The sequence below is a fragment of the Massilia sp. Root133 genome, assembly GCF_001426525.1.
Lineage (GTDB): Bacteria > Pseudomonadota > Gammaproteobacteria > Burkholderiales > Burkholderiaceae_D > Telluria > Telluria orientalis.
The window spans coordinates 80,477-104,245 of record NZ_LMEW01000011.1 but is presented as its reverse complement, the minus strand read 5'-3'; the positions used below and the strand labels follow the sequence as shown (position 1 = coordinate 104,245).

Here is a 23,769-nt window from a genome sequence, read left to right as displayed (position 1 = left end):
CCGGAACCGACATGAACGACGACAAACCCTTTTATAAACACCACGTGTTCTTCTGCCTGAACGAACGCGAAGGCAAGGACTGCCGCCCCAGCTGCGGTAGGAGCGGCGCCGAAGCGGCGCAGCAACACGCCAAGAAGCGCGTCAAGGAACTGGGCCTGAACGGCCCGGGCCAGGTGCGCATCAACAAGGCCGGGTGCCTGGACCGCTGCGAGGAAGGCCCCGTCGTGGTCATCTACCCGCAGGGCACCTGGTACACCTACGTGGACAACTCCGACATCGATGAAATCATCGACCGCCACCTCGTCAAGGGCGAGGTCGTCGAACGCCTGAAGATCTGACGAAGTACTGATGAACAAGCAATGAACAAGAATTCCCAGAAGTTTTACCTGACCGGCCCCGCAGGCAAGATGGAGTGTGTGCTGGACGAACCGGAAGGCACGCCCGGCGGCATCGCCCTCGTGGCGCACCCGCACCCGCTGTACGGCGGCACGATGGACAATAAAGTGGCGCAGACATTGGCCCGCGCGTTCGTCGGCCTCGGCTACGTGACGGCCCGCTTCAATTTCCGCGGCGTGGGCGAGTCGGAAGGCGTGCACGACGAAGGCCGCGGCGAAGTGGACGACATGGAAATCATGCTCGACCACATGATCGAACAGTATCCGGGCCTGCCGTACGCGCTGTCCGGCTTCTCGTTCGGCACGTTCGTGCAGGCACAACTGCAACAGCGCCTGATCCAGCAGGGCCGCCCGGCCGAGCGGCTGGCGCTAGTCGGTACGGCCGCGGGAAAGTGGCCGATGCCGGAAGTCCCGGCCGACACGATCCTGATCCACGGCGAACTTGACGATACGATACCGCTCGCGCACGTGTTCGACTGGGCGCGCCCGCTCGACATCCCCGTGACCGTGATCCCCGGCGCCGACCACTTCTTCCACCGCAAGCTCGTCCACATTAAAAATCTTGTCGCGCAATTGTGGCGACGTGACATTTGAGGCGAACGCTGGCCTATAATGATGCGATCTTCTTTCAAGGCAATGCTTTCGAGCATTGTCTATCGCATCACAATCCACGTTATCCTCTGAATTGCCTTCCATGAAAAAGTTAATCGCGGCCCTCGCCGCCAGTGCCCTTTTGATGTCGGCCGCCCAAGCGCAGCAGGTGCCGGCCCCGCAAATCGCCGCCCGTTCGTGGCTGCTGCTGGACGCCACCAGCGGCCAGATCATCGCCTCCCAGGATCCGGATACCCGGATCGAGCCGGCGTCGCTCACCAAGGTCATGACGGCCTACGTCGTGTTCGAAGCCGTGCGCGACAAGAAAGTCACGCTGGACCAGATGGTCAACGTGTCGGTCCGCGCATGGAAAGTCGACGGCAGCAGCTCGAAGATGTTCATCGACCCCGCCACCCCGGTGAAGATCAGCGACCTGCTGTACGGCCTGATGGTCCAGTCGGGCAATGACGCGGCCGTGGCGCTGGCCGAAGCCGTCGCCGGCGACGAAGCGACGTTCGTCACCCTGATGAACCGCGACGCCGAGCGCATGGGCATGAAGAACACCCGCTTCGCCAACCCGCACGGCCTGCCGTCGCCGGACAACTACTCCACCGCGCGCGACCTGTCGATCCTGGCTGCGCGCGTCATCAAGGATTTCCCCGAGTTCTACAAGATCGACTCGGTCAAGGAATTCACGTACAACCGCATCAAGCAGCAGAACCGCAACCGCCTGCTGTGGCTGGACCCGACCGTGGACGGCATGAAGACGGGCCACACGGAAGCGTCGGGCTTCTCGATGATCGCGTCGGCCCACCGCCCGAACGGCCCGGCCGGCGAGCGCCGCCTGATCTCGGTGCTGTCCGGCGCCACGTCGGACGGCAACCGCACGGCGGAAAGCCAGAAGCTCTTGAACTGGGGCTTCCAGAACTTCGACACCGTCAAGCTGTATTCGAAAGGCCAGGCCATCCTGACCCCGGAAATCTGGAAGGGCTCCAAGTCGAACGTCAAGATCGGCTTCCCGAACGACGTATGGGTGACCGTGCCGAAGGGCGTGGCCCAGAAGATGAAGCCGGTCCTGGAACGCAAGGACCCGCTGGTCGCGCCACTGGCCCTGAACAGCCGCGTCGGCACGCTGAAGATGAACGTCGACGGCAAGCCGCTGCTGGCGCTGCCGGTGGTGGCGCTGGAAGAGGTGCAGGAAGCGTCGATCTTTGGCCGGGCGTGGGACTCGATGCGTCTGTGGATGAAGTAATCACCTGCCTGTCAACACCGTCGTTCCCGCGCAGGCGGGAACCCATACTGAGCGTCCTCGATCACCTCGGCATGGGTTCCCGCTTCCGCGGGAACGACGTTTTATAATGACGCGATCCGTCAACCTGGAAAAAACGCAATGAACCCAGCCCTCCCCCGCGACCTGTCCTGCCCGCGCATCGCCCCCCGCAAGAACGGTGATCTCGCACTGTCCCGCATCGTCGCCGGCATGTGGCGCATGGCCGACTGGGACATGACGGTGGAGCAGCGCATCGCCTTCATCGAGCAGTGCATCGCGCTGGGCGTCACGTCGTTCGACCATGCAGATATCTACGGTAACTACGGCGTCGAAGGCTTGTTCGGCGAAGCGCTGCGCGCCCAGCCGTCGCTGCGCGACCGCATGCAGCTGATCAGCAAATGCGGCATCAAGCTGCTGTCCAATAAACGCCCGCAGCACACCATCCAGCACTACGACACGAGCGCCGCGCACATCGTCGCATCGGCCGAGGAATCGCTGCGCCAGCTGCACACGGACCGCCTGGACCTGCTGCTGATCCACCGCCCCGACCCGCTGATGGACTTCGACGAGATCGCCGGCGCATTCTCGCGCCTGAAGCAGGACGGCAAGGTGCTGCACTTCGGCGTCTCCAACTTCAGCCGCCACCAGTTCGAGGCGCTGAACCGCCGCATCGAACTGTCGACGAACCAGGTCGAATTCTCGCCGCTGCACGTGGCGCCGATGTTCGACGAGACCTTCGACGGCCTGCAGGATAAAGGCGTGGCGCCGATGATCTGGTCGCCGCTGGCCGGCGGCCGCCTGTTCACGTCGAACGACGCGAACGCGGAAAACCTGCGCCTCGTGATCAAGGAGATCGCCGACCGCCTGCACCAGCCGTTCGCAAGCGTCGTGTTCGCGTGGATCATGCAACTGCCGTCGCGCCCGATCCCGCTGACGGGCAGCGGCCGCATCGAGGCGATTTCCGTCGCCGTGGCCGGCACCACGTTCCAGCTGTCGCGCGCCGACTGGTTCACGATCCTGCGCGCCGCGCGCGGGCACGAGGTCGCGTAGGAGCCTACGCCGCCATGGGCGAACCCCTCAAGATCGTGGAAGGCCGCGCGCTGACGGCGCAGCAGAAGAAGGACCTGCTGAACCGTCTCGCGCGCGTGGAAGGCCAGTTGCGCGGCGTGCAGAAGCTGATCGCGCTGGCCGACGCGCCGTCCGACTGCGACGCCGTGGCCCAGCAGATGGCCGCCGCGCGCAAGGCGCTGGACCGGTCGTTCGTGCAGCTCCTCACCGCCAGCATCGTCACCCATACGGGCAACGCGGGCGACGTCGAGGAAGCGAAAGCGGCGGCGGCGCACCTGGCCGCCATGTTCGACAAATTCGCTTAATCCGCCCTCAGTCCTCTACGTTGTCCTCGTACACCTTCGGCGGCGCGATCCTGGTCCACCCGCCCATCCACGCGATGTTCAGCAGCAGCGTCGCGCTGATATAAAACACGAAGAACAGCGCAAAGAAGCGCGTGCGCAACAGCGCCAGCAGCGCGATGCAGACGACCAGCGCGACCAGGGCCGCCTTCGATTTCGGCTGCTTGGAGCTGGGGAAGCGGATCGTCGACACCATCAGGGTGCCGACGGCCACCATCAGCAGCATGACGAGGAAGGCGCCGGCCATGTCGGCCACCGGGTCCGGCCATGCGACCACCACCGAGGCCACGCAGGCCGCGCCCGCGGTGATCGGCATGCCGACGAAGTAGCGCGGGTCCGTCTTCCCGACCATCACGTTGAAGCGCGCCAGCCGCAGCGCACCGCAGGCCACGAACACGAAGCACGCCAGGCCGCCCATGCGCACGAGGGTCGGGTGCGCGGCGCCCATCTGGGCGAAGCCGTAGCAGTACAGCAGCAGGCCGGGCGCGCAACCGAAATTCATCACGTCGGCGATGGAGTCCAGCTGCACGCCGAACGCGGACTGGGTGTTGGTGGCGCGGGCGACGAAGCCGTCGAGCGCGTCGAACACGCCCGCCAGCACCAGCAGGATCGCGGCCAGGCGATAGTCGGACGGATCGCCCACGGGGGCGTTGTCGACCGAGATCACGATGCTGCCGAATCCGCAGGCGATCGACAGCAGGGTCACGAAACTGGGCAGGGCAAACTTGGCGCGCGCGAGGCGCTGCTGGCGGGTCGGATTCACTGGAATTCGTTAAAAGCGGAAGAATGGCTTATTTTACATGGGCTTATGCCGGGGCCGCGATTGTCCTTACGATCGTCACCGGGCCCCGATTTCGCCTAGAATGGAGGCTCCTTTACCCCATCAGGACCGACGCTGGGAGCGATATATGATGAACAGTATGCTTCGCGTAAGGCAGATCGCCCTCGCCTGCGCCGCGGCGTGGGCGCTCGTCGCCTGCGGCGGGGGCGGCGGCGGGAGCAGTGCCGGCGCCCCGAACGCGACTCCCTCCACCGGATTCTCGGGACAGGACGCCTCGGCGCCCACGGCGACGAACAACATCGCCACCGACGGCCTGAACTGGATCAACTACCGCCGCAGCCAGATCGGCATGCCGGCGCTGGCACGCAACGCCGTCATCGACACCGCGGCCCAGGGTCATTCCGATTACCAGCGCATCAACAACGTGGTGACGCATGACCAGACGGCCGGCAAGACCGGCTACACGGGCGCGCGCCTGCAGGACCGCCTGCAGAATGCCGGCTACGTGTTCGGGTCGCCGAATGCGATCGGCGAAGTCATTTCGGCCACCTCGAACGGTTCCGGCTTCTACATGGCCGAGGAATTGATCACGGCGATCTACCACCGCTTCGTGATCTTCGAGCCCGTGTTCAAGGAAATCGGCGCGGGCGCGGCGACGACGTCCGCCAATTACAGTTACTTCACCGCCGACTTCGTGGCCAACAACGGCTACGGCACCGGCATCGCCGCGGGCACGATCGTGACGTGGCCGTTCAATGGGCAGACCCAGGTGACACCCAACTTCAACAGCGATTACGAGGAACCGGATCCGGTCCCCGACCGCAGCGTCGTCGGCTACCCGGTCAGCGTGCACACGAACCTCGATCGCACGCTGACGGTCCAGAGTTTCACGATGCGCGCACACGGGACCAGTAGCGATCTGGAGACGCGCCTGCTGGCCTTGGGCAAGGATTCGAATACAACCACGAAGTCGGCGGCGGCGATCGTGCCTCTGGCCCAGCTGGCGTCCGCGACCACGTATGATGTCAGCTTCTCGGGTGCCATCGACGGCGTCCCGATCAGCCGCAACTGGTCATTCACAACGAAATAACACGCATGGATAGTCCCGACCGCCGTTTTCCGCCAGACGCACACGATGCCCCCGCCGTGAACCACGCGGGCGGCATCGCGCGCCTGATGGGCGACGGGGCCCTGTTCGGGCGCGTCCTCGCGCGCTTTCGCAACGAGTACCGCCAGGCCGCGGCCGGCATCCGCACCGCGCACGACCAGGGCGATACCGCGCTCGCGCTACGCCTCGTCCACACGCTGAAAGGGGCTGCCGGCATGATCGAGGCGGTGCCGCTGCGGCGCCAGGCCGACATCGTGGAAGGCCTGTTGCACGGGGGTGCGGGCGACGTCCACGGCAGCCTCGCGCGCCTGCAGGATGAGCTGGAACGGGTGTTGCGCGAACTGGATGCGCTGGCGCTCACCTTGCCGGAACGCCGTCCCGCGGCGCCGGCGCAGCCGCCGGCGGAGATGGATCACGCTATCGTCGACCGCCTGATGGCGCTGCTCGACGAAGGCAACGGCGATGCGGTCGACCTCGTGCGCGAAGGTGCCGGCACACTGGCCGCACAACTCGGGGAAGGATGTTATCGCCAGGTGGCGGACCTGGTCGAAGGCTTCGACTTCGACGGCGCCCTGGCGCTGCTGCGCGAACGGGCGGGCGGCTGACGCGCAGCCCGCGGTTCAGCGGTTGTATTCCGCTTCTTCGTCGAACGAATCGGCGCAGGACTTGCCGCAGAAACGGCGCACGCTGTCGAGCGGTTTGTCGCAATACCAGCACGCGCCCTTGGGTGGCAGGCTCAGACGGGCGGGCACCGGCGCCGCACTCATGGGCGCCGCGACGGCCGGATCGACAGGCACGCTCTTGTCCTGAACACTTTCCTGTATCGTTTCCAAGGTTTCCCCCTTACCGGCAGCACGTCAGTAACGCTGAGATTACTTTAGTGGAACATCGTGTGCATGAGAAAGCGCAAGCGCGCTTGTGCCCGCTTCTGCGGTACGCGGTCTTTCAAACCAGTGTGCGCCGATTGTGCTACCTGTGCAACGCCTGTTGCCCACGAGTTTTCAAGAAACAACAGTCGCGGTGCCCCGACGTCATCGTCACCGATGCCGGACCATCCAACTGCCCGAAATAATAGCAGTACTGGCAATGCGCGCGCCGGGCCGTTCAATCGTGCGAGCCGCCGTGTCAGATTTACGACGGGCGCGCCGGATGCCGTCAGCGCGCCGGTTCCAGCGTGACGAACAGGGCGCCGGGCGCCGTCTCGAGGCGGGTGGGAATGAATTGCACGCCGGCGTAGCGCAGGTCGTCGGGGCGGAAGGTGTAGACGGGCATGTCGCGCATCAGTTGATTCACGAGCAGGTCGGCGGCGCGGCCCAGGTCGCGTGCGCGGTCGCCTTCCATGCCTTCGACGTCGAAGCTGTCGACGTGGGTCGCCGACAGGACGACGGCATTGCGCACGTTGTCCAGCACCAGGTGGCCGGACATGGCCAGGCTGCCGTTCCACGACTGGCGCAGGAACGGCGGCGACACGGACACGTCCAGGGACAGGCCCACGCGGTCGGTCTCCGGTATGATCGCGAGGCGCGGCCGGGTCAGTTGCACGTCGAACAGCTCGAGCATGCGGTTGCGCAGCGGGAAGCGGCGCTCCAGGCCGGCCTGCAGGCGGGATTGCGACAGTTCGACGCGGCGCGGTCCGATCACCGTCGCGCAGGACGCCAGCAGGCCGCCGCCCGCCAGCGCCAGCGCCGCCTTGCCGAACGTCCGTCTCGTCATCGCCGTCATCATCGCCTCACTCGTTCATGGATGGGGCGAAGCCTAGCACATCAATAGAAGTACGGCGTTGCGCGCGCCCATTCGCTCTTCGGCCAGCGCTTGTGCAGCAGCGCGTGCGCCTTGCGCGACAGGGCCTTCGCATCGTCGTCGAGGCAACCGCCGCGCGTCGACATCACGACCACGTGCAGCAGCCAGGGCAGCTCCGGATCGGCCGGATGCGTGTCGGCCCATTGCAGCACGTCGTCGCCCAACGTGCCGGTGGCCGTTTTCAGCTGTTCCAGCTTGCCCAGTTCCGCGCGGCGCGCCGTCGCGTCGCCCAGGTCCGGCGTCGCCGGCAGGCGCCACACGAAGCTCGTCGGCTCGCCCAGGCGGTCCGGCTTGAAGCTGCACCACGCGGACGCCGTCGCGTCGCCGGCCTCGATCAGCGTCACGGGCGGGGCGGCCATATCCAGGTCCGCGGACAGGCCGAATGCGACCGCCGCGACCAGCGCCACGTGACGGCGCTCGGCGGGCGTGGCGGCGCGGACGTAGCGCGTCGCCATTTCGCCCGTTGCCGGCACCAGCCTGGCCAGCAGGTCCGCCGCGGCTCGGCCGGTGTCGGCCTGGTCGAGCAGCGCGGCGCGGATCCAGGCCGCGCCGGCGATACGGGCACGCAGCGGCTGCGGCAGCAACTCCATGCGCGCCAGCTCGAGCATGTCGGCGGCGGCCAGGCCGCGCTTGAACCACGCGATGGCATCGTCGTTGAGCATGTCCTCGGCCGGTGCGGCGTCGGGGCTCGCCATGTCGACGTTCGCGCGCAGCAGGTACGCGCCGGCATCCCGCACCGACGTCGCGACGGCGAAGCGCTCTTCGCGGAACAGGTTGCGCGTGCCCGGCGACAGCTTGCCCTTCAGCGCGGCGTCCGCGACGGCGCGCGCGGCATCGCGCTTGCCCGCCAGGCGGTACAGCCTCGCCAGGTGGTAGCGCACGGTGAGGTAAGCGGGATCGGAAGAGTCGACGGCCAGCGCGGCCTGTTCCAGCGCGGGCGTCAGCGACTCGGACAGCATCAGCGCGGCGACCAGCCACGGGTCGGTATGCCCGCGCGGCTTCGTCCCCTGCTGCCAGCGCTCCAGCGCGTGGCGTGCCGGGACGGCGCACGATCCATCGCGGTTGCTGGCGCAGTCTTGCAGCGTTGCGATCCAGTCGACGAAGGCATGCTGTCCGCGCAGCGGCTCCGGCTTCGCATCGTCCATCAGCACGGACCAGTCGCCCAGGCGGTCGAGCGCGTACGGGTCGCGCGCAGGATCATCCAGGTAGCGGTTCAATTCGTCGAGCCGGGCTTCGGGCGTCAGCCGCACGCGCATGGACCGCAGCAGCGCGCGAGCCGGTTCGTGCATCGTTTGCAGCGATGCGTCGGCCAGGATGGCGGCGCCGCGCTTGTCGAGGACCTGCGCCTGGTGTTCGCGTTCATCGCGCGGCGTCTGCGCCACGGCGGCGATGGCGCGCCGGACTTCCGAGCGCAAGGCGAGATATGCGCCGAGACCCCGCATCGGATGGCCGGCCGTCGCGCCGATCCGGTCGAACAGCGCGGTGCTCTCGGCATAGTGGGCGCCGTGGAACTGCCACGCGGCGCGCTGGTAGTCGCGCAGCTGGCGCCAGTAGGCCGGCTCCGTCGCGGGCAGCGGCTGCGGCGCGACGATGTCGGGCAGTTTCTCGGTGCGATACGCGTAACGCGCATCCTCCGCGCGCTGGCAGGATTCGCCGACCTGGTATTGCGCGCGCAGCCATGCATCGACCCGCGCGCGGGTGGCGTCGGGCCGGGCCTCCAGCTGGCGCAGGGTCGCGGCCGCGTAGGCATTGGCGGCCGCCGGACAGGCCACGATCATGCGCGCCGCCGGGTCGTCGGTCTTGATGTTCAAGACGTTGGCGGCGCGCCCGACCAGGTCCGCGGAGGTGTCTTCGCCGTCGACGTGGTCCCACCCGTTGCCGAACGCGCTGCCGTCGGCGCGGTCCAGGCCTTTCTCGGTGCCCGGCTTCTTCGCGACCGGCGCGCCGAGCATGATCGCGCGCCAGGCCGTGTACAGGTAGACGCGGCGCATGCCCGGCTGCAGCACGCCCAGGTCGCCGGCCTGGAAGCGCGCGTTGGGGATGTCCGGCTTCGTGTACGCCTTGAACATCGTGTAGCTGGGACCATAGTCGCCGCTGGCGAACGCATTCGCCGCGACGGCGGCGATGGCGGCACAGGCAAGCAGGTATTTCATCGGGAATCTCTCCATCCTTTTTCGTCGAACCAGAACGTGCGCCGGTAGCGCGCGGCCACCGCGGGCGGGAACGCTTCCTGGCGCGAAAAGCCGGCGCTGCCCGCGCGGCACAGCGGGTGCAGCACCTCGGGCCGCATCGCCACGATGTCGCGCAGCGCCTCGTTGTCGCGGCCCATGCGGAAGAACATCGGCACCACTTCATCCGCTTCCAGCCCGTCCAGCCAGACCGGGGCGCGGCACCACCAGCCGAGAGCCGTGACGCTCAGCCGCATGTCGTCCGGCAGCGCGGCGCGGATGCGGTGCACGAGGTCGCGGTAGTCGGCGCGCTGCGACGGCCGTGCTTCCAGGTCGAGCTGCACCCAGCCCGACGTCGACGCGCGCGCGGCGCCGCGCATGGCGGCGAGCACGGTGGTGCGTGCGGCCTGCAGACCCGATGGCGGATGCAGCGGGTCGATCTCGACGTGCACCACAGGGATCACGCGCGTCCCGCGCGCGAGCAGGCGTGGGCGCGCGCCCGGCCGCACGAGCACCTCGTCGCCGGCGAGCCAGATGTGGCGGTCGACCACGGCAACGGTCGCACGCGAGAACGCAGGGACGGGCGCGTCTCTCCACAGCCAGGCGATGGCGCCGGCGGGCGGTTCGGGCGGCAGGGAGGAAATGGGCAAGCGGTTCTTTCGGCGATGCGGACAATGGCGGACGCCATGTTAGCAATTTTTATTTGCCGAATTTGCACACACAATCACAGGTGACGGGTGCCGCCGGGATGGCAGCGTGACTCAAGCCGGCGCGGCATCGTCCACCACGGGCAGGATGAAACGCAGGCGCGTCCCCTGCCCCGGTCCGGCGCTGTGGGCGGACACCATCCCGCCGTGCGCCTGGCACACGCTGCGCGCGATCGCCAGACCGAGTCCGGCCCCCGACGCCATGCGGGCGGGATGCGCGGCGAACTTGCGGAACGGTTCGAACATGGCGTGCAGCTGGGCCGCCTCGACGCCGATGCCGCGATCCGTCACCTGCACCTGCAGCAGCGCGCCGTCGATCGCGACGGCCAGGTCGATCTCGGCGCCGTTGTCCGAAAATTCGCTCGCATTGAGCAAGACATTGCCGAGCGCCTGCGCCAGGCGCTCGGGATCGCACCACAGGACGGCGTCCGGCGCGCCCGCGTCCACGCGCAGCCTCTGGCCACGCGCGCGCAGGATGCCGTCGGCCACGTCGCGCGCCAGTTCGAGTACTTTGGCCACGCTGCTGGCCCGCATCGCAACGGCGATATCGCACGCGTGCTCGATGCGCGCGCCATCGAGCAGGTCGCCGATGAAGCGCGCGAGCTGGCGCGTCTGGCGCTCGATCATGCGGGCCACCTGGACGGTCTCGCGCGCGCCCGGGTGACGCAGCAGCGCGGCGGCCGTCATGACCGACGCCAGCGGGTTGCGCAGTTCATGGGCCAGCACGCGCAGGAACGCTTCCCGGTTGTCGCGCGCGCACCGGACTTCCTGGTCGAGCCGGTGCCGTTCGCTGATATCGGTCAGCGAGCACAGCACCCCGACAGTCGCGCCGTCGCCCTGGAGGATGGGGTGCGCGTGGATCACGAGACGGCGCCTCTGCCCGTCGCCCGATTCGGCGACGAACTCGGCCGGCGGTGGCGCGACGCCGCTGCCGGCGGCCAGCGCGGCCGGCGAGGACGCTTTCTCGACGGGGGCGCCATCGAGCCGGTACAGGGCCGCGAAGCCATCCCACTGCCCCGTCGCGTGCGGCGCGCAGGTGCCGCCCCACAGGCGCTGCGCGGAGCGGTTGCTATGGACGACCGCGCCCGCCGACGAGCAGCAATAGGCTGGGCAACCGATCCCGTCGATCACCCGGCCGTAGGCCGCCGGCCAGGCCGGCGCGTCCGCCTCCGACGGTGGTCCTGCGGAAATCGGCGTCATGGTGACCTTTGGTTGGCTGCATGAGTCCATTATGGGCGCGCCGCCGCAGTCCGGCGTAGGACACGGGCTGGTCCGTCTGTCGTCCTGACTGCCGCGGCTTCAGGCCGCGATGCCGGTGGCGAACATGGCCTGCATCAGGGCGGCGTCGACCGGCCGGCTGAACAGATAACCCTGCGCCTCATTGCACTTGTGTGCCTTGAGAAACGCGAGCTGTTCTTCGTCCTCGACGCCTTCGGCAATGACGCGCTGGTGCAGGTTCTTGCCCATGTCGATCACCGCGCCGACGATCGCGCCGTTCTTTCCCGCTTCGCCGTCGATCGCCCTGACGAATGACTGGTCGATCTTGAGCACGTCGATCGGGAACTGGCTCAGGTAGCTCAGGCTGGAATAGCCGGTACCAAAATCGTCCACGGCGATCTTGACGCCGACCGCCTTGAACCTCGCCAGCAGGTCCGCGCTCGTGGCGACGTCGCGCATCAGGACCGTTTCGGTCAGCTCGAGCTGCAGGCAGCCCGGATCGGCCCCCGTTTCCTCGAGGATGGCCAGTGCGTGGTCGAAAAAATCGCGCTGGCGGAATTCGACAGCGGACACGTTGACCGCGATCGACACGCCCGGGATGCCCGCCTCGCACCAGCGCACGGTCTGCAGGCAGGCTTCGCGCAATACCCAGCGTCCGATCGGCACGATCAAGCCGCATTCCTCGGCGATGGCGATGAACCGCTCCGGCTGCACCAGGCCCCATTCCGGATGCATCCAGCGCAGCAGCGCTTCGACGCCGGTGATGCGATGGTTTTGCAGGTCGACCTTCGGCTGGTAGTGCAGCGTAAACTCGGCCTGCTCCAGCGCGCGCCGTAGACTGCTTTCGATTAGTTGCCTCTCCACGGCGCGCTGGTTCATGGCCTGATGAAAGAACTGGAAGTTATTGCGCCCATTCTCTTTCGCGTGGTACATGGCCGTATCAGCATTCTTGATGAGCGTGACCGCATCCGTACCGTCGAACGGGAAGACGCCGATCCCGATGCTGGTCGAGGTGTGCAATTCCTGTTCGCCGATCAGAAACGGCGTGGCGAGCGCGTGCAGGATCTTTTCCGCCGTCAGCGCTGCGTCCTGCGGATGGCGCTCGTCGGCGAGCAGGATCACGAACTCGTCGCCGCCGTAGCGGCTGACGGTATCGGACGTGCGCACGCAGGCCAGCAAGCGTTGCGCGACCGCCTGCAGGAGCTGATCGCCGACGCTGTGCCCCAGCGAATCGTTGATATGCTTGAATTTATCGAGGTCGAGGAACAGCAGGACCGGGTATGCCCTGCTGCGCCTGGCCAGGGAAATCGCCAGCGCAACGCGGTCGTTCAGCAGCACGCGGCTGGGCAGGTTGGTGAGGAAATCGTGCTGGGCGAGATGCCGCATTTTCGCCGTCAACGCCACGTTGCGGGAGATGTCGCGGAACACCATCACCGCGCCGACGAGTTGCCGGTTCCAGTCATGGATCGGCGCCGCCGAGTCCTCGATCGGAAGCTGCCTGCCGTGGCGGTCGACGAGCACGCACTCGTCCTCCAGGCTGGCAGTCGAGTCGCCGCGCAGGATGTATTCGAGCGGATTGACGATCGGCCGCGCGGTGATGCTGTCGACGATCGCGAGGATGTCGTCGACGGGCCGCCCGCGCGCCTCGTCGCGCGACCAGCCGGTCATCCGTTCCGCCGCGCTGTTCAGATAATCGACGCCACCATGCAAGTCGACCGAGATGACGGCATCGCCGATCGAGTTGAGCGTGATCTGCGCACGGGCCTGGGCGATGTACAGGCGCTGCTCCACCTTCATGCGTTCGATGACGTTGCGCAACGATTGCGGCACCAGGTAATTGTCGAAGTACCCGCGCGACAGCCAGCCCTGCGCGCCGCGCTGGACCGCTTCCTTGGCCTGGGCTTCGTCGTCGAGATCGCACAGCGTCAGGATGGGCAAGTGGCGGGCCGCGTCGTACAACCGGTCGAAGCAGGCCATCCCCTGCGCGTCGGGCAGCGCCAGGTCCACGAGGACCGCATCGATGCCGCCCGCCGCCAGCCGCTGCACGCCGGGGGCGAGGGCGCAAACGTCTTCCACGTCGAACGGGCCGTCGCGTGCATTGCCCAGCGCATCCCTCAGGGCAAGGACGTCGTCCGTGACGGCGGAAATGATGAGGACTCGATTCGCCATGTCGTCTCCCGCGTACCCGACTTCGACCGTTGGAGTGAGGGATAGTTCGCGGTGCGGACGCGCCGGCGAGGCCGGCTCAGGGTGCGTAACGTGTCCGTGGTTTGGGGGCCATCATGACAGCTTCCTCGACGCTGCAAGCCAGCCCCTCGACGCTACGCGCTTTTCCCGCACGCGGGCGCACGTCAGGAAAACATCCGGAGCGGTCTATTTACCGATACAGAACCGGCTGAAGATCACCCCCAGCAGATCGTCCGGCGTGAACTGCCCGGTAATGCTGGACAGCTGATCCTGCGCGAGCCGCAGCTCCTCCGCGAACAAATCGAGCGACTGGTCATCCTGCGCCGCATGCTCGGCGGCATACCGCAGGTGCTCGCGCGCCTGGCGCAACGCGACGAGGTGGCGTTCGCGCGCGAGGTACAGCGACTCGCCCGTCTGCTGCCAGCCGGCGATGCGCAGCAGTTCCGCGCGCAGCAGGTCGATGCCGATCTTCTCGTGTGCGGACAGGTAGATGTTGACCGCCTCCGCGCCCTGGTCCACGGATGGCTTGTGTCCGGACAGGTCGATCTTGTTCCAGATGCGCACGACGGGCACGCCGGGCGGGAACGCGGCGACGATGTCCTCGTCGGCCTTGGCCGGGCCGAGGCTCGCGTCGAGCAGGTGCAGGATCACGTCCGCCTTGCCGACCTCGCCCCACGTGCGCTCGATGCCGATGCGCTCGACGACGTCGATCCCTTCGTCGATGGCGCGGATGCCGGCCGTGTCGACGATGTTCAGCGGGATGCCCTCGACCTGGATCGTCTCGCTGACTTTATCGCGCGTGGTGCCCGCGATCGGCGTGACGATGGCGACGTCCGAGCCAGCCAGCGCGTTCAGCAGCGACGATTTGCCGACGTTCGGCTGGCCGACCAGCACGACATTCAAACCCTCGCGCAGCAGCGCGCCTTGGGCGGCCTGGCGGAACACGGCTTCCAGCGCGTCGACGATGCCTTTCAGCTGGCCGCGCGCATTGGATTTCTCGAGGAAGTCGATCTCCTCTTCCGGGAAATCGAGCGTGGCTTCGACGAGCATGCGCAGGTTGATCGTCTTCTCGACCAGTTCGTGCACGACCTTCGAGAACGCGCCGGACAGCGATTGCGACGCCGATTTCGCGGCGGCCTCGGTGGACGCGTCGATCAAGTCGGCGACGGCCTCCGCCTGCGCGAGATCGAGCTTGTCGTTCAGGAAGGCGCGGCGTGTGAATTCGCCCGGCTCGGCGAGGCGCAGGTCCAGGTCGCGGCCCGCCTCCAGCACGCGCGCGAGCAGCATGCGCAGCACGACGGGGCCGCCGTGGCCCTGCAGTTCCAGCACGTCCTCGCCGGTGTACGAGTGCGGCGCCTTGAAGTACAGCGCGAGGCCTTCGTCGATGACGGTGTCCGCGGCATCCTTGAACGGCACATAAGTGGCGTGGCGGGGCGCGAGCTTCGTGCCGGGGAACAGCGCGGCCACGAGCGGCGCGAGGTTCTTGCCGGACGCGCGCACCACGCCGATGCCGCCGCGTCCGGGGGCGGTGGCGATGGCGGCGATGGGGGAGGTGTCGAGTTTCATGTTGAGGATTCTAGTCGATTAGTCGCCGTCATTCCCGCGGAAGCGGGAATCCATACTGAGCATCTTCGGTCGACTCAGCATGGGTTCCCGCTTTCGCGGGAACGACGGGACAACCTAATAAAAAAGCCCGTGCAAGCACGGGCTCTTAACGCATTCAACCGCGATTACTTGGCCGGTGCGAACTTCTTGGTGATGACGTACTGCTGCGCCATCGAGATCAGGTTGTTCACGACCCAGTACAGCACGAGGCCGGACGGGAAGAACAGGAAGATGACCGAGAACGCCAGCGGCATGAACATCATCATCTTGGCCTGCACCGGATCGGCCGGCTGCGGGTTCAGCTTCTGTGTGATGAACATCGAGATCGCGTACAGGATCGGCAGGATGAAGTACGGGTCCGGTGCCGTCAGGTCGTGGATCCAGCCCACCCACGGTGCGCCGCGCATCTCGACCGCGGCCTGCAACACCCAGTACAGGGCCAGGAACACCGGCATCTGCACGAGGATCGGCAGGCAGCCGCCCAGCGGGTTGATCTTCTCGGCCTTGTACAGCTCCATCGTGGCTTGCTGCATCTTGACCGGATCGTTTTTGAAACGCTCGCGGATCGCCTGCATCTTCGGCGTCACCGTCTTCATCTTGGCCATGCTGCGGTAGCCGGCCGCCGACAGCGGGAAGAACAGCAGCTTGATCAGGATGGTGAAGGCGATGATGGTCCAGCCCCAGTTGCCGATCATCGAGTGCAGCCAGTTCATCGTGGCGAAGATCGGCTTGGCGATGATCGCGGCCCACGCGTAGTCGCGCACCAGGTCCAGGCCCGGGGTCACGCCTTCCAGCAGGCTCTGCACCTGCGGGCCCGAGTACAGGCGCGCGGCGTTCGAGACGGTCGCGCCCGGTGCGACGGTGCCCAGCGGCTCGACGGCGCCGATGGCGAACAGGTTGTTACCCAGCGACTTGGTGTAGATGTCGCGCTGCGTGTTCGCCGGCGGGATGAAGGCCGAGACGAAGAAGTGCTGCGAGATCGCGATCCAGCCATCCTTCGACTGCTTCGCGTGGTCGGCCGAACCCTTGCCGATCTTCTCGAACGTCAGCTTCTGGTAGTGCTCTTCCGGCGTCCACAGCGTGGGGCCCGTGTAGCTGCTGTTGAAGTACGTGTCGCCTTCCGGCTTCATGCCGTCATGCTCGAGCTGGAAGTACAGCGACGGCGTGACCGGTGCCTGGGTCAGGTTCGTCACGTCGTGGCGCACGTCGATCACGTAGTCGTTGCGCTTGAACGTGAAGGTCTTGGTCAGGCGCACGCCACCCTGCTCCGCGTCCAGCACGACCTGCACCTGGTTGTTGCTGTCCAGCGTGCGCGAGCCCGGACGGACCGTGAACGGGGTGTTGTGGTTCGGCAGGACGCCGGCCGCGCTGGTGCCGGTCAGGCCCGTCTGCGCGAGGTAGACGCGCGGACCGTTGGCCTGGAACAGCACCTGGTTCTTCGTATGGTCGACCTTGTCGCGGTACTTCAGCAGCTCCAGGCGGCGGATCACGCCGCCGGCCGTGTCGATGTCGACTTTATAGACGTCGGTGGTGACGGTGATGACCTGGGTCTGCACGGGCGCGGGCGCCGCGGGCGTGCCCGGGACGGTGCCGGCCGGGGTCGGCGTCGCGGCCGTCGGCAGATCATTCGGCTTGGCCGGGTTTGGTGCCTGCGCGACCTTGGCCGGCGGCTGCGCCGAGAACATCGACTGCTTGCCGTTGGCCACCATCCAGTCGTTCCACAGGACGACCAGCGAGACGGCGAACACGATCCACAGGATGGTACGTTTATTGATTTCCATTGGTCTTATTCAGGAATGCTTGCAACCGCAAGCGGTTGGTGAGGAATGCTGCTCCCCGGGACGCGGTACCAGGTCGACGCCGCCGTCGTTCCACGGATGGCAGCGGCAGACGCGGCGCAGGGCCAGCCATCCGCCGCGCGCGGCGCCGTGGATCTTGACGGCCTCGATCGCGTAATTGGAACAGGTCGGAAAGAAACGGCAGTTCTGTCCGAGCATCGGAGACACCAGCAACTGGTAACCGCGCAACAGCCAGACGAGCAACCGGTTCATGATAGTCCCGGTTGCGAACCTGAAGGCGCAACGCTTGCCGCCTGTGGAGCGGCATTGGCCTTACGTGGACGCGGCAACTGCGATGCGAACAACCGCGCCAGCTCGACGCGCAACTGCGCCTTCAGCGCGGATGTCGTCGCCGGACCGTCCTTGCCGTTGACCGGACGCGACAGGCGCACGATGCAGTCGAGCGCCGGCAACTGCGTGGTCCGGAACAGTTCGCGCGTGATGCGCTTGATGGTGTTGCGCGTGACCGCGCGCGGCGCAAAACGTTTGGCCGCGACGACGCCCAGCCGCGCATGAGGCAGGGCATTCGGTCGGGTATAGAGCACGAAATGCGCGGTTTTTTGTGCAGGGCGCAAACGAAAAACGGATGAAAACTCATCCGTTTTTACGATACGCCGAACGCGCGCAAAGTCGTGCGAACCTTCGCCTGACATATGTCGTAGGCGCGGTCGATGCGGCTTTCCGGCTTAGACAGCCAGACGCTTGCGGCCCTTGGCGCGGCGAGCGTTCAGAACCAGACGGCCACCACGGGTAGCCATGCGTGCGCGGAAGCCGTGCGTGCGCTTGCGACGAACGACGGAAGGTTGGTAAGTACGTTTCATGGTGGTCTCGCTTAAAGCAAAATAGATGCAAAATCGGGGCTGAGCTCACGGATAGCGTCGAATAACCTGCTGCACGTTGCATTTTTGAACTGCGATGCTCGCTGTACTCACGTACAGCTGCGCTTCTCGTTCAAAACTGCTGCCGCTCGCGACGGTTCTTCGAAGCTCCCTGTTGCCAGCATTGCGCCAATGACATTTCGCAGTTGTTAAGCCAGCGTCACGCCACAGCAAAGCTTGTCGCCTGTGTGCCATTTGTTGGATTAACAAGGCGTACGGGCGGGGAACCCTGAATTATTCAGCATTTTTACTTCAACTGTCAAGGCGGCCGTTGTGTCAAGACCGCGCTATTGTGCGCCGCAAACGGTTGCGGACGCACGTCAGGCGTTCCCGTTTCGGTGGAAAATTCCTGTATCGCCTGTGGATAACTTGCGAGAACACAGGTAAAATAGAGTGTTACGCTTAACTTAGTCGATGTATGGATAACTTTTGGCAGACCTGTTCCAACCAGTTGGAGCTCGAGCTGACACCGCAGCAATATACCGCGTGGATCAAACCACTCGTCGCCCTCGACTACGAGGACGGCAAGCTGCGCATTGCGGCGCCCAATCGATTCAAGCTCGACTGGGTGAAGTCGCAGTTCGCCAACCGCATCACCGCGCTGGCGTCCGAGCATTATCAGCGGCCGGTCGACGTGCAGTTCGTGCTCGACCCGAAGAACAGCATGCCGAAAAAAACGGTGTCGTCGGCCCCTGCCCCGATGCCGTCCAGCAGCGGTGCGCTGGGCATCAACGCCGCCGCCGACAAGACCGTGCCGGAGATGCCTGTCGTCACGCCGGACAATGTCATCGCGAACAATCCGCGCCGCGAACAGAGCCGCGTCAACCCGGACCTCACGTTCGAGAACTTCGTGACCGGTAAGGCGAACCAGCTGGCGCGCGCCGCCGCGATCCAGGTCGCCAACAACCCGGGCGTCTCGTACAACCCGCTGTTCTTCTACGGCGGCGTCGGCCTCGGTAAGACCCACTTGATCCACGCGATCGGCAACCAGGTAATGGCCGACCAGCCGGGCGCGCGCATCCGCTATATCCACGCGGAACAGTATGTGCGCGACGTCGTGACCGCGTACCAGCGCAAAGGCTTCGACGACTTCAAGCATTACTATCACTCGCTGGACATGCTGCTCATCGACGATATTCAATTCTTCGGTGGCAAGAGCCGCACGCAGGAAGAATTCTTCTATGCGTTCGAGGCACTGATCGCAGCGAAAAAGCAGATCATCATCACGTCGGATACCTATCCGAAAGAGATCACGGGCATGGACGACCGCCTGATCTCGCGCTTCGACTCGGGCCTGACGGTCGCGATCGAACCGCCGGAACTGGAAATGCGCGTGGCGATCCTGATGAAGAAGGCGGAATCGGAAGGCGTCATGCTGAACGACGACGTCGCCTTCTTCGTCGCGAAACACCTGCGCTCGAACGTGCGCGAACTGGAAGGCGCGTTGAGGAAGATCCTCGCGTACTCGCGTTTCCACGGCAAGGACATCACGATCGACGTCGTGAAGGAAGCGCTGAAGGACCTGCTGTCCGTGCAGAACCGCCAGATCTCCGTGGAAAACATCCAGAAGACCGTGGCCGATTTCTTCAACATCAAGGTCGCGGACATGTATTCGAAGCGCCGTCCGGCCAATATCGCGCGTCCGCGCCAGATCGCGATGTACCTGGCGAAAGAGCTGACGCAGAAGAGTCTGCCGGAAATCGGCGAACTGTTCGGCGGCCGCGACCACACGACGGTGCTGCATGCGGTCCGCAAGATCGCCCAGGACCGCACCAAGAACGCCGAGTGCAACCACGAATTGCACGTGCTGGAACAGACCCTGAAAGGCTGATGCGTGAACGCGGGGGAAAAGGCGGTGCCCCCGATGATTTCTGGCAAAATATTGCGCGAACAACATTTTTACCCTACCCATAACCGAGGATATTTATGCAACTGGTCAAATCCACCCGAGACACGCTTCTCCGGCCACTGCAGATCGTGAGTGGTATTGTCGAGCGTCGGCACACCATGCCGATTCTGGCCAATATCCTCATCCGCAAGACTGGCGAAAGCGTCTCGTTCCTGTCGACCGACACCGAGGTGCAGATCACGACCCTGGCCAACATCGGTTCGGGTCCTGAAGAGACGGGCACGACCGTCGCGGCACGCAAGCTGCTGGACATCCTGCGCGCCCTGCCGGAATCGGGCGACGTCACGATGACCCTGCTGAACAAGCGCCTGACCGTCCAGAGCGGCAAGTCGCGCTTCGCGCTGCAGACGCTGGCGGCCGAGGAATTCCCGACCGTGTCCGTGGCCGACAGCTACAACGCGACCGTCACGCTGCCGCAAAAAACGCTGAAGCACCTGTTCAACATGGTGCACTTCGCGATGGCCCAGCAAGACATCCGCTACTACCTGAACGGCCTGCTGCTGGTGCTGGACGGTAACAACGTCATCGCCGTCGCCACCGACGGCCACCGCCTGGCTTTCGCGCAAGTGACGGCCGAGCAGACGTTCGAGCGCCAGGAAGTGATCATTCCGCGCAAGACCATCCTGGAACTGCAGCGCCTGCTGGAAGAAAGCGACGACGAAGTCCGCCTGGACATCGCGGCTTCGCAGGTCAAGCTGACGTTCGCCGACATCGAACTCGTATCGAAACTGGTCGAAGGCAAGTTCCCGGATTACACCCGCGTGATCCCGAAGGGTTACAAGAACGACTTCACGATCAGCCGCGAAGAGCTGCTGCGCTCGCTGCAGCGCGCCGCGATCATGACGAGCGACAAGTTCAAGGGCGTGCGCTGCATGATCTCCCCGGGCTCGATGAAGATCAGCTCGACCAACGCCGACCAGGAAGAAGCGGTGGAAGAGCTGGAAATCGACTACGGCGGCGACACGATCGACATCGGCTTCAACGTCACGTACCTGCTGGACGTGCTGAACAACCTGAAGTGCGACCAGGTGAACATCTCGCTGGGCGACTCGAATTCGTCGGCGCTGATGTCGATTCCGGAAAATGGCGACTTCAAGTATGTCGTCATGCCGATGCGTATTTAATTAGGGCGAAACGCCCATATATTCGTCCTGTTGTGCGGGGATTCAAGTGGTGATTGGGTCCCTGCCTGCGCAGGGACGACGGTGTCGAGGCCGCGTGCCCCAATCCGTCGTTCCCGCGAAGGCGGGAACCCAAGTTCGCAATCGAAGCCGCTCCCCGTATTTATTGACGATCTAGACAGCTGGCCCCTCGCCCGCCCGTCTGATTCACACGTTATTTGAGAAAGCAGTCATGTCCGAGAACACTCAAGCAGTTTTGGAATCCTCCCCTGCCAAGGCGGAAGAGTACGGCGCCTCGTCGATCCAGATTCTGGAAGGCCTGGAAGCGGTACGCAAGCGTCCGGGCATGTACATCGGCGACACGTCGGATGGCACCGGCCTGCATCACCTGGTGTTCGAGGTGCTCGATAACTCGATCGACGAGGCCCTGGCCGGCTACTGCTCCGAAATCCACGTCACGATCCATTCCGACAACTCGGTCTCGATCACCGACAACGGCCGCGGCATCCCGACCGGCATCAAGATGGACGACAAGCACGAGCCCAAGCGCTCGGCGACCGAGATCGCCCTGACCGAACTGCACGCCGGCGGCAAGTTCAACCAGAACGCGTACAAGGTGTCGGGTGGCCTGCACGGCGTCGGCGTCTCGTGCGTGAACGCGCTGTCGAAGCTGCTGCGTGTGACCGTCCGCCAGAACGGCAAAGTGCACCAGATGGAATTCGAGCGCGGCGTTCCGCTGAACCGCGAAATCGAAATCCGCGACGGCGTGGAAGTCTCGCCGATCAAGGTCATCGGCGAAACCGACAAGCGCGGCACGGAAGTCCATTTCTGGGCCGACGAGGAGATCTTCTCGCACGTCGAGTTCCACTATGAGATCCTGTCCAAGCGCATCCGTGAACTCTCGTTCCTGAACAACGGCGTCAACATCAAGCTGACCGACCAGCGCACGGGCAAGGAAGAAGTGTTCGCCTTCGAGGGCGGTACCCGCGGCTTCGTCGAGTACATCAACAAGTCCAAGACCGTCCTGCACCCGACCGTGTTCCAGGCGACCGGCGACCGTATGTCGGAAAACGGCACCAATGTCTCCGTCGACGTGTCGATGCAGTGGAACGACGCGTACAACGAGCAAGTGCTCTGCTTCACGAACAACATCCCGCAGCGCGACGGCGGCACCCACCTGACGGGCCTGCGCGCGGCGATGACGCGCGTGATCAACAAGTACATCGACGAGAACGACTTCGCCAAGAAGGCCAAGGTCGAGATCTCGGGCGACGACATGCGCGAAGGTCTGACCTGCGTGCTGTCGGTGAAAGTACCTGAGCCGAAGTTCTCGTCGCAAACGAAGGACAAGCTCGTATCGTCGGAAGTGCGCGGCCCGGTCGAAGAAATCGTGGCGAAGACGCTCACCGACTTCCTGATGGAAAAGCCGAACGACGCCAAGATCATCTGCGGCAAGATCGTGGAAGCCGCACGCGCGCGCGAAGCCGCCCGCAAGGCCCGCGACCTCACCCGCCGCAAGGGTGTGATGGACGGCCTGGGCCTGTCGTCGAAACTGGCCGACTGCCAGGAGCGCGACCCGGCGCTGGCCGAGCTGTACATCGTCGAGGGTGACTCCGCAGGCGGTTCCGCCAAGCAGGGCCGCGACCGTAAGTTCCAGGCCATCCTGCCGCTGCGCGGCAAGGTGCTGAACGTGGAAAAGGCGCGCTTCGAGAAGATGCTGTCGTCGGAACAGATCACGACGCTGATCGCAACGCTCGGCACGTCGATCGGCCCGGACGAATTCAACGTCGACAAGCTGCGCTACCACCGCATCATCATCATGACCGACGCGGACGTCGACGGCGCCCACATCCGCACCCTGCTGCTGACGCTGTTCTACCGCCAGATGCCGCAGCTGGTCGAACGCGGCCACATCTACATCGCGCAACCGCCGCTGTACAAGGTGAAAGCCGGCCGCGACGAGCGCTACCTGAAGGACGACGTCGAGGAAGCGAGCTACATGATGCGCTTCGCCCTGAACGGTGCTGCCCTGATGCCGAAGGAAGGCGCGGAGACGATCACCGACGGCGCGCTGGGCGACCTGGTCGACAAGTACAACAAGGCGAACGCGATCATGATGCGCCTGTCGCGCGTGATCGACCGCGCCGCCCTGTCCGCCATCATGACGGGCGTGAAGCTGGACCTGTCGACCCAGGAAGCGGCCGAGAAATCGGCGCAGGCGATGGCCGACGCGATCCACGACCCGAGCGTGAAGGTGGGCGTGCGTTCGGACGAACTGTCGGACAAGCACAGCCTGCGCATCGAACGCATCCACTACGGCAACGTGCAAGTGACGTCGATCGACGCCGACTTCGTCGCCGGCGCCGACTACAAGACGCTGGAAAACTCGGCCGAGACGTTCCAGGGCCTGATGGGCGAAGGCGCCATCATCCGCCGCGGCGAAGGCGAGAAGATGAAGGAATTCGCCGTGCGCGACTTCCAGCAGGCCATGGAATGGCTGCGCGAAGAAGCCGAGCGTGGCGTCTCCAAGCAGCGCTATAAAGGTCTGGGCGAGATGAATCCCGAGCAGTTGTGGGAAACGACCATGGATCCGACCGTGCGTCGCCTGCTGAAGGTGCAGATCGAGGATGCCATTGCGGCGGACCAGATCTTTACGACGCTGATGGGCGACGAGGTCGAGCCGCGTCGTAATTTCATCGAGTCGAATGCGCTGCAGGCGGGGAATATCGACGTTTGACGTGACAGGATCTGACGAACAGGCCCAGGCAATCAACGATTTTCTTA

General features: G+C 65.2%; 22 protein-coding genes. 10 read left to right on the top strand and 12 right to left on the bottom strand.

Annotation, left to right across the window (positions count from 1 at the left end; all coding sequences use genetic code 11):
* The first annotated feature begins 11 nt into the window (after positions 1–11).
* The 5 genes from ASD28_RS10695 to ASD28_RS10675 all read left to right on the top strand — a co-directional run bounded on the left by ASD28_RS10695 (position 12) and on the right by ASD28_RS10675 (position 3,629).
* Positions 12–338 (top strand): ferredoxin, encoded by a 327-nt coding sequence (locus tag ASD28_RS10695; protein WP_056126941.1) that lies wholly within the window; start codon positions 12–14, stop codon positions 336–338.
* Positions 339–359: 21 nt separating this feature from the next.
* On the top strand, positions 360–989 hold the full coding sequence (locus ASD28_RS10690; RefSeq protein WP_056126939.1) for an alpha/beta hydrolase: 630 nt from the start codon (positions 360–362) through the stop codon (positions 987–989).
* 100 nt (positions 990–1,089) lie between these two features.
* Positions 1,090–2,238, top strand: a complete 1,149-nt coding sequence (locus tag ASD28_RS10685; RefSeq protein WP_056126937.1) for a D-alanyl-D-alanine carboxypeptidase family protein — start codon at positions 1,090–1,092, stop codon at positions 2,236–2,238.
* Between the two features lie 138 nt (positions 2,239–2,376).
* Positions 2,377–3,306 (top strand): aldo/keto reductase family oxidoreductase, encoded by a 930-nt coding sequence (locus ASD28_RS10680; protein WP_056126935.1) that lies wholly within the window; start codon positions 2,377–2,379, stop codon positions 3,304–3,306.
* Positions 3,307–3,320: 14 nt separating this feature from the next.
* On the top strand, positions 3,321–3,629 hold the full coding sequence (locus ASD28_RS10675; protein ID WP_056126933.1) for a metal-sensitive transcriptional regulator: 309 nt from the start codon (positions 3,321–3,323) through the stop codon (positions 3,627–3,629).
* A gap of 7 nt (positions 3,630–3,636) precedes the next feature.
* On the opposite strand, the gene pssA is transcribed toward ASD28_RS10675, so the two are convergent.
* Positions 3,637–4,428 carry a CDP-diacylglycerol--serine O-phosphatidyltransferase gene (gene pssA / locus ASD28_RS10670; RefSeq protein ID WP_056126931.1) on the bottom strand — a complete coding sequence of 264 codons (792 nt, stop codon included), beginning with the start codon at positions 4,426–4,428 and terminating at the stop codon, positions 3,637–3,639.
* A 157-nt stretch (positions 4,429–4,585) separates the two neighbouring features.
* On the opposite strand from pssA, the gene ASD28_RS10665 reads away from it, so the two are divergent.
* Together ASD28_RS10665 and ASD28_RS10660 are read left to right on the top strand one after the other, a co-directional pair.
* Complete coding sequence (locus ASD28_RS10665; RefSeq protein WP_229412255.1) at positions 4,586–5,536, top strand: CAP domain-containing protein; 951 nt, start codon at positions 4,586–4,588, stop codon at positions 5,534–5,536.
* Positions 5,537–5,541: 5 nt separating this feature from the next.
* Positions 5,542–6,159, top strand: a complete 618-nt coding sequence (locus ASD28_RS10660; protein WP_056126928.1) for an Hpt domain-containing protein — start codon at positions 5,542–5,544, stop codon at positions 6,157–6,159.
* A 15-nt stretch (positions 6,160–6,174) separates the two neighbouring features.
* Here the strand turns inward: ASD28_RS10660 and ASD28_RS10655 are convergent, their stop codons facing one another.
* From ASD28_RS10655 to rpmH, 11 genes are all read right to left on the bottom strand, one after another.
* Positions 6,175–6,351, bottom strand: a complete 177-nt coding sequence (locus tag ASD28_RS10655; protein ID WP_229412256.1) for a hypothetical protein — start codon at positions 6,349–6,351, stop codon at positions 6,175–6,177.
* A 358-nt stretch (positions 6,352–6,709) separates the two neighbouring features.
* Positions 6,710–7,267: a DUF1439 domain-containing protein gene (locus ASD28_RS10650; protein ID WP_056126970.1), complete on the bottom strand. Its 558-nt coding sequence runs from the start codon at positions 7,265–7,267 to the stop codon at positions 6,710–6,712.
* A 50-nt stretch (positions 7,268–7,317) separates the two neighbouring features.
* Entirely contained in the window at positions 7,318–9,507 is a 2,190-nt protein-coding gene (locus ASD28_RS10645) for a hypothetical protein (protein ID WP_056126924.1), read from the bottom strand.
* The gene (locus tag ASD28_RS10640; protein WP_056126922.1) at positions 9,504–10,172 is read right to left on the bottom strand and encodes a hypothetical protein; all 669 of its coding nucleotides are present in this window, start codon (positions 10,170–10,172) and stop codon (positions 9,504–9,506) included. The genes ASD28_RS10645 and ASD28_RS10640 overlap by 4 nt, the downstream gene beginning before the upstream one ends.
* Positions 10,173–10,283: 111 nt before the next feature.
* The gene (locus tag ASD28_RS10635; protein ID WP_056126921.1) at positions 10,284–11,429 is read right to left on the bottom strand and encodes a HAMP domain-containing sensor histidine kinase; all 1,146 of its coding nucleotides are present in this window, start codon (positions 11,427–11,429) and stop codon (positions 10,284–10,286) included.
* Between the two features lie 99 nt (positions 11,430–11,528).
* Positions 11,529–13,616: a bifunctional diguanylate cyclase/phosphodiesterase gene (locus ASD28_RS10630; protein WP_056126919.1), complete on the bottom strand. Its 2,088-nt coding sequence runs from the start codon at positions 13,614–13,616 to the stop codon at positions 11,529–11,531.
* 204 nt (positions 13,617–13,820) lie between these two features.
* Entirely contained in the window at positions 13,821–15,200 is a 1,380-nt protein-coding gene (gene mnmE / locus ASD28_RS10625) for a tRNA uridine-5-carboxymethylaminomethyl(34) synthesis GTPase MnmE (protein ID WP_056126918.1), read from the bottom strand.
* A gap of 164 nt (positions 15,201–15,364) precedes the next feature.
* Positions 15,365–17,020, bottom strand: a complete 1,656-nt coding sequence (gene yidC / locus ASD28_RS10620; protein WP_056126916.1) for a membrane protein insertase YidC — start codon at positions 17,018–17,020, stop codon at positions 15,365–15,367.
* A 9-nt stretch (positions 17,021–17,029) separates the two neighbouring features.
* Positions 17,030–17,290, bottom strand: coding sequence for a membrane protein insertion efficiency factor YidD (yidD, locus tag ASD28_RS10615; RefSeq protein ID WP_056126914.1), 261 nt, complete (start codon positions 17,288–17,290; stop codon positions 17,030–17,032).
* Complete coding sequence (gene rnpA / locus ASD28_RS10610) at positions 17,287–17,730, bottom strand: ribonuclease P protein component (protein WP_082577557.1); 444 nt, start codon at positions 17,728–17,730, stop codon at positions 17,287–17,289. The genes yidD and rnpA overlap by 4 nt, the downstream gene beginning before the upstream one ends.
* A gap of 33 nt (positions 17,731–17,763) precedes the next feature.
* On the bottom strand, positions 17,764–17,898 hold the full coding sequence (gene rpmH, locus ASD28_RS30980) for a 50S ribosomal protein L34 (RefSeq protein ID WP_075796440.1): 135 nt from the start codon (positions 17,896–17,898) through the stop codon (positions 17,764–17,766).
* 475 nt (positions 17,899–18,373) lie between these two features.
* On the opposite strand from rpmH, the gene dnaA reads away from it, so the two are divergent.
* The 3 genes from dnaA to gyrB all read left to right on the top strand — a co-directional run bounded on the left by dnaA (position 18,374) and on the right by gyrB (position 23,722).
* Positions 18,374–19,786, top strand: coding sequence for a chromosomal replication initiator protein DnaA (dnaA, locus tag ASD28_RS10605; protein WP_056126909.1), 1,413 nt, complete (start codon positions 18,374–18,376; stop codon positions 19,784–19,786).
* Between the two features lie 95 nt (positions 19,787–19,881).
* Complete coding sequence (gene dnaN / locus ASD28_RS10600; protein WP_056126907.1) at positions 19,882–20,988, top strand: DNA polymerase III subunit beta; 1,107 nt, start codon at positions 19,882–19,884, stop codon at positions 20,986–20,988.
* 229 nt (positions 20,989–21,217) lie between these two features.
* Complete coding sequence (gene gyrB, locus ASD28_RS10595; protein WP_056126906.1) at positions 21,218–23,722, top strand: DNA topoisomerase (ATP-hydrolyzing) subunit B; 2,505 nt, start codon at positions 21,218–21,220, stop codon at positions 23,720–23,722.
* The last annotated feature ends 47 nt before the right edge of the window (positions 23,723–23,769 follow it).

What these genes read in the sequence shown, in the direction of transcription:
- dnaA (WP_056126909.1), top strand. Translation starts at nt 18,374, where the DNA reads ATGGATAACTTTTGGCAGACCTGTTCCAACCAGTTGGAGCTCGAGCTG.
- ASD28_RS10665 (WP_229412255.1), top strand. Translation starts at nt 4,586, where the DNA reads ATGCTTCGCGTAAGGCAGATCGCCCTCGCCTGCGCCGCGGCGTGGGCG.
- ASD28_RS10695 (WP_056126941.1), top strand. Translation starts at nt 12, where the DNA reads ATGAACGACGACAAACCCTTTTATAAACACCACGTGTTCTTCTGCCTG.
- ASD28_RS10685 (WP_056126937.1), top strand. Translation starts at nt 1,090, where the DNA reads ATGAAAAAGTTAATCGCGGCCCTCGCCGCCAGTGCCCTTTTGATGTCG.
- ASD28_RS10635 (WP_056126921.1), bottom strand. Translation starts at nt 11,429, where the DNA reads ATGACGCCGATTTCCGCAGGACCACCGTCGGAGGCGGACGCGCCGGCC.
- ASD28_RS10630 (WP_056126919.1), bottom strand. Translation starts at nt 13,616, where the DNA reads ATGGCGAATCGAGTCCTCATCATTTCCGCCGTCACGGACGACGTCCTT.
- rnpA (WP_082577557.1), bottom strand. Translation starts at nt 17,730, where the DNA reads ATGTCAGGCGAAGGTTCGCACGACTTTGCGCGCGTTCGGCGTATCGTA.
- yidC (WP_056126916.1), bottom strand. Translation starts at nt 17,020, where the DNA reads ATGGAAATCAATAAACGTACCATCCTGTGGATCGTGTTCGCCGTCTCG.
- ASD28_RS10650 (WP_056126970.1), bottom strand. Translation starts at nt 7,267, where the DNA reads ATGACGAGACGGACGTTCGGCAAGGCGGCGCTGGCGCTGGCGGGCGGC.
- ASD28_RS10690 (WP_056126939.1), top strand. Translation starts at nt 360, where the DNA reads ATGAACAAGAATTCCCAGAAGTTTTACCTGACCGGCCCCGCAGGCAAG.
- ASD28_RS10660 (WP_056126928.1), top strand. Translation starts at nt 5,542, where the DNA reads ATGGATAGTCCCGACCGCCGTTTTCCGCCAGACGCACACGATGCCCCC.
- ASD28_RS10675 (WP_056126933.1), top strand. Translation starts at nt 3,321, where the DNA reads ATGGGCGAACCCCTCAAGATCGTGGAAGGCCGCGCGCTGACGGCGCAG.
- yidD (WP_056126914.1), bottom strand. Translation starts at nt 17,290, where the DNA reads ATGAACCGGTTGCTCGTCTGGCTGTTGCGCGGTTACCAGTTGCTGGTG.
- rpmH (WP_075796440.1), bottom strand. Translation starts at nt 17,898, where the DNA reads ATGAAACGTACTTACCAACCTTCCGTCGTTCGTCGCAAGCGCACGCAC.
- mnmE (WP_056126918.1), bottom strand. Translation starts at nt 15,200, where the DNA reads ATGAAACTCGACACCTCCCCCATCGCCGCCATCGCCACCGCCCCCGGA.
- dnaN (WP_056126907.1), top strand. Translation starts at nt 19,882, where the DNA reads ATGCAACTGGTCAAATCCACCCGAGACACGCTTCTCCGGCCACTGCAG.
- gyrB (WP_056126906.1), top strand. Translation starts at nt 21,218, where the DNA reads ATGTCCGAGAACACTCAAGCAGTTTTGGAATCCTCCCCTGCCAAGGCG.
- ASD28_RS10645 (WP_056126924.1), bottom strand. Translation starts at nt 9,507, where the DNA reads ATGAAATACCTGCTTGCCTGTGCCGCCATCGCCGCCGTCGCGGCGAAT.
- ASD28_RS10680 (WP_056126935.1), top strand. Translation starts at nt 2,377, where the DNA reads ATGAACCCAGCCCTCCCCCGCGACCTGTCCTGCCCGCGCATCGCCCCC.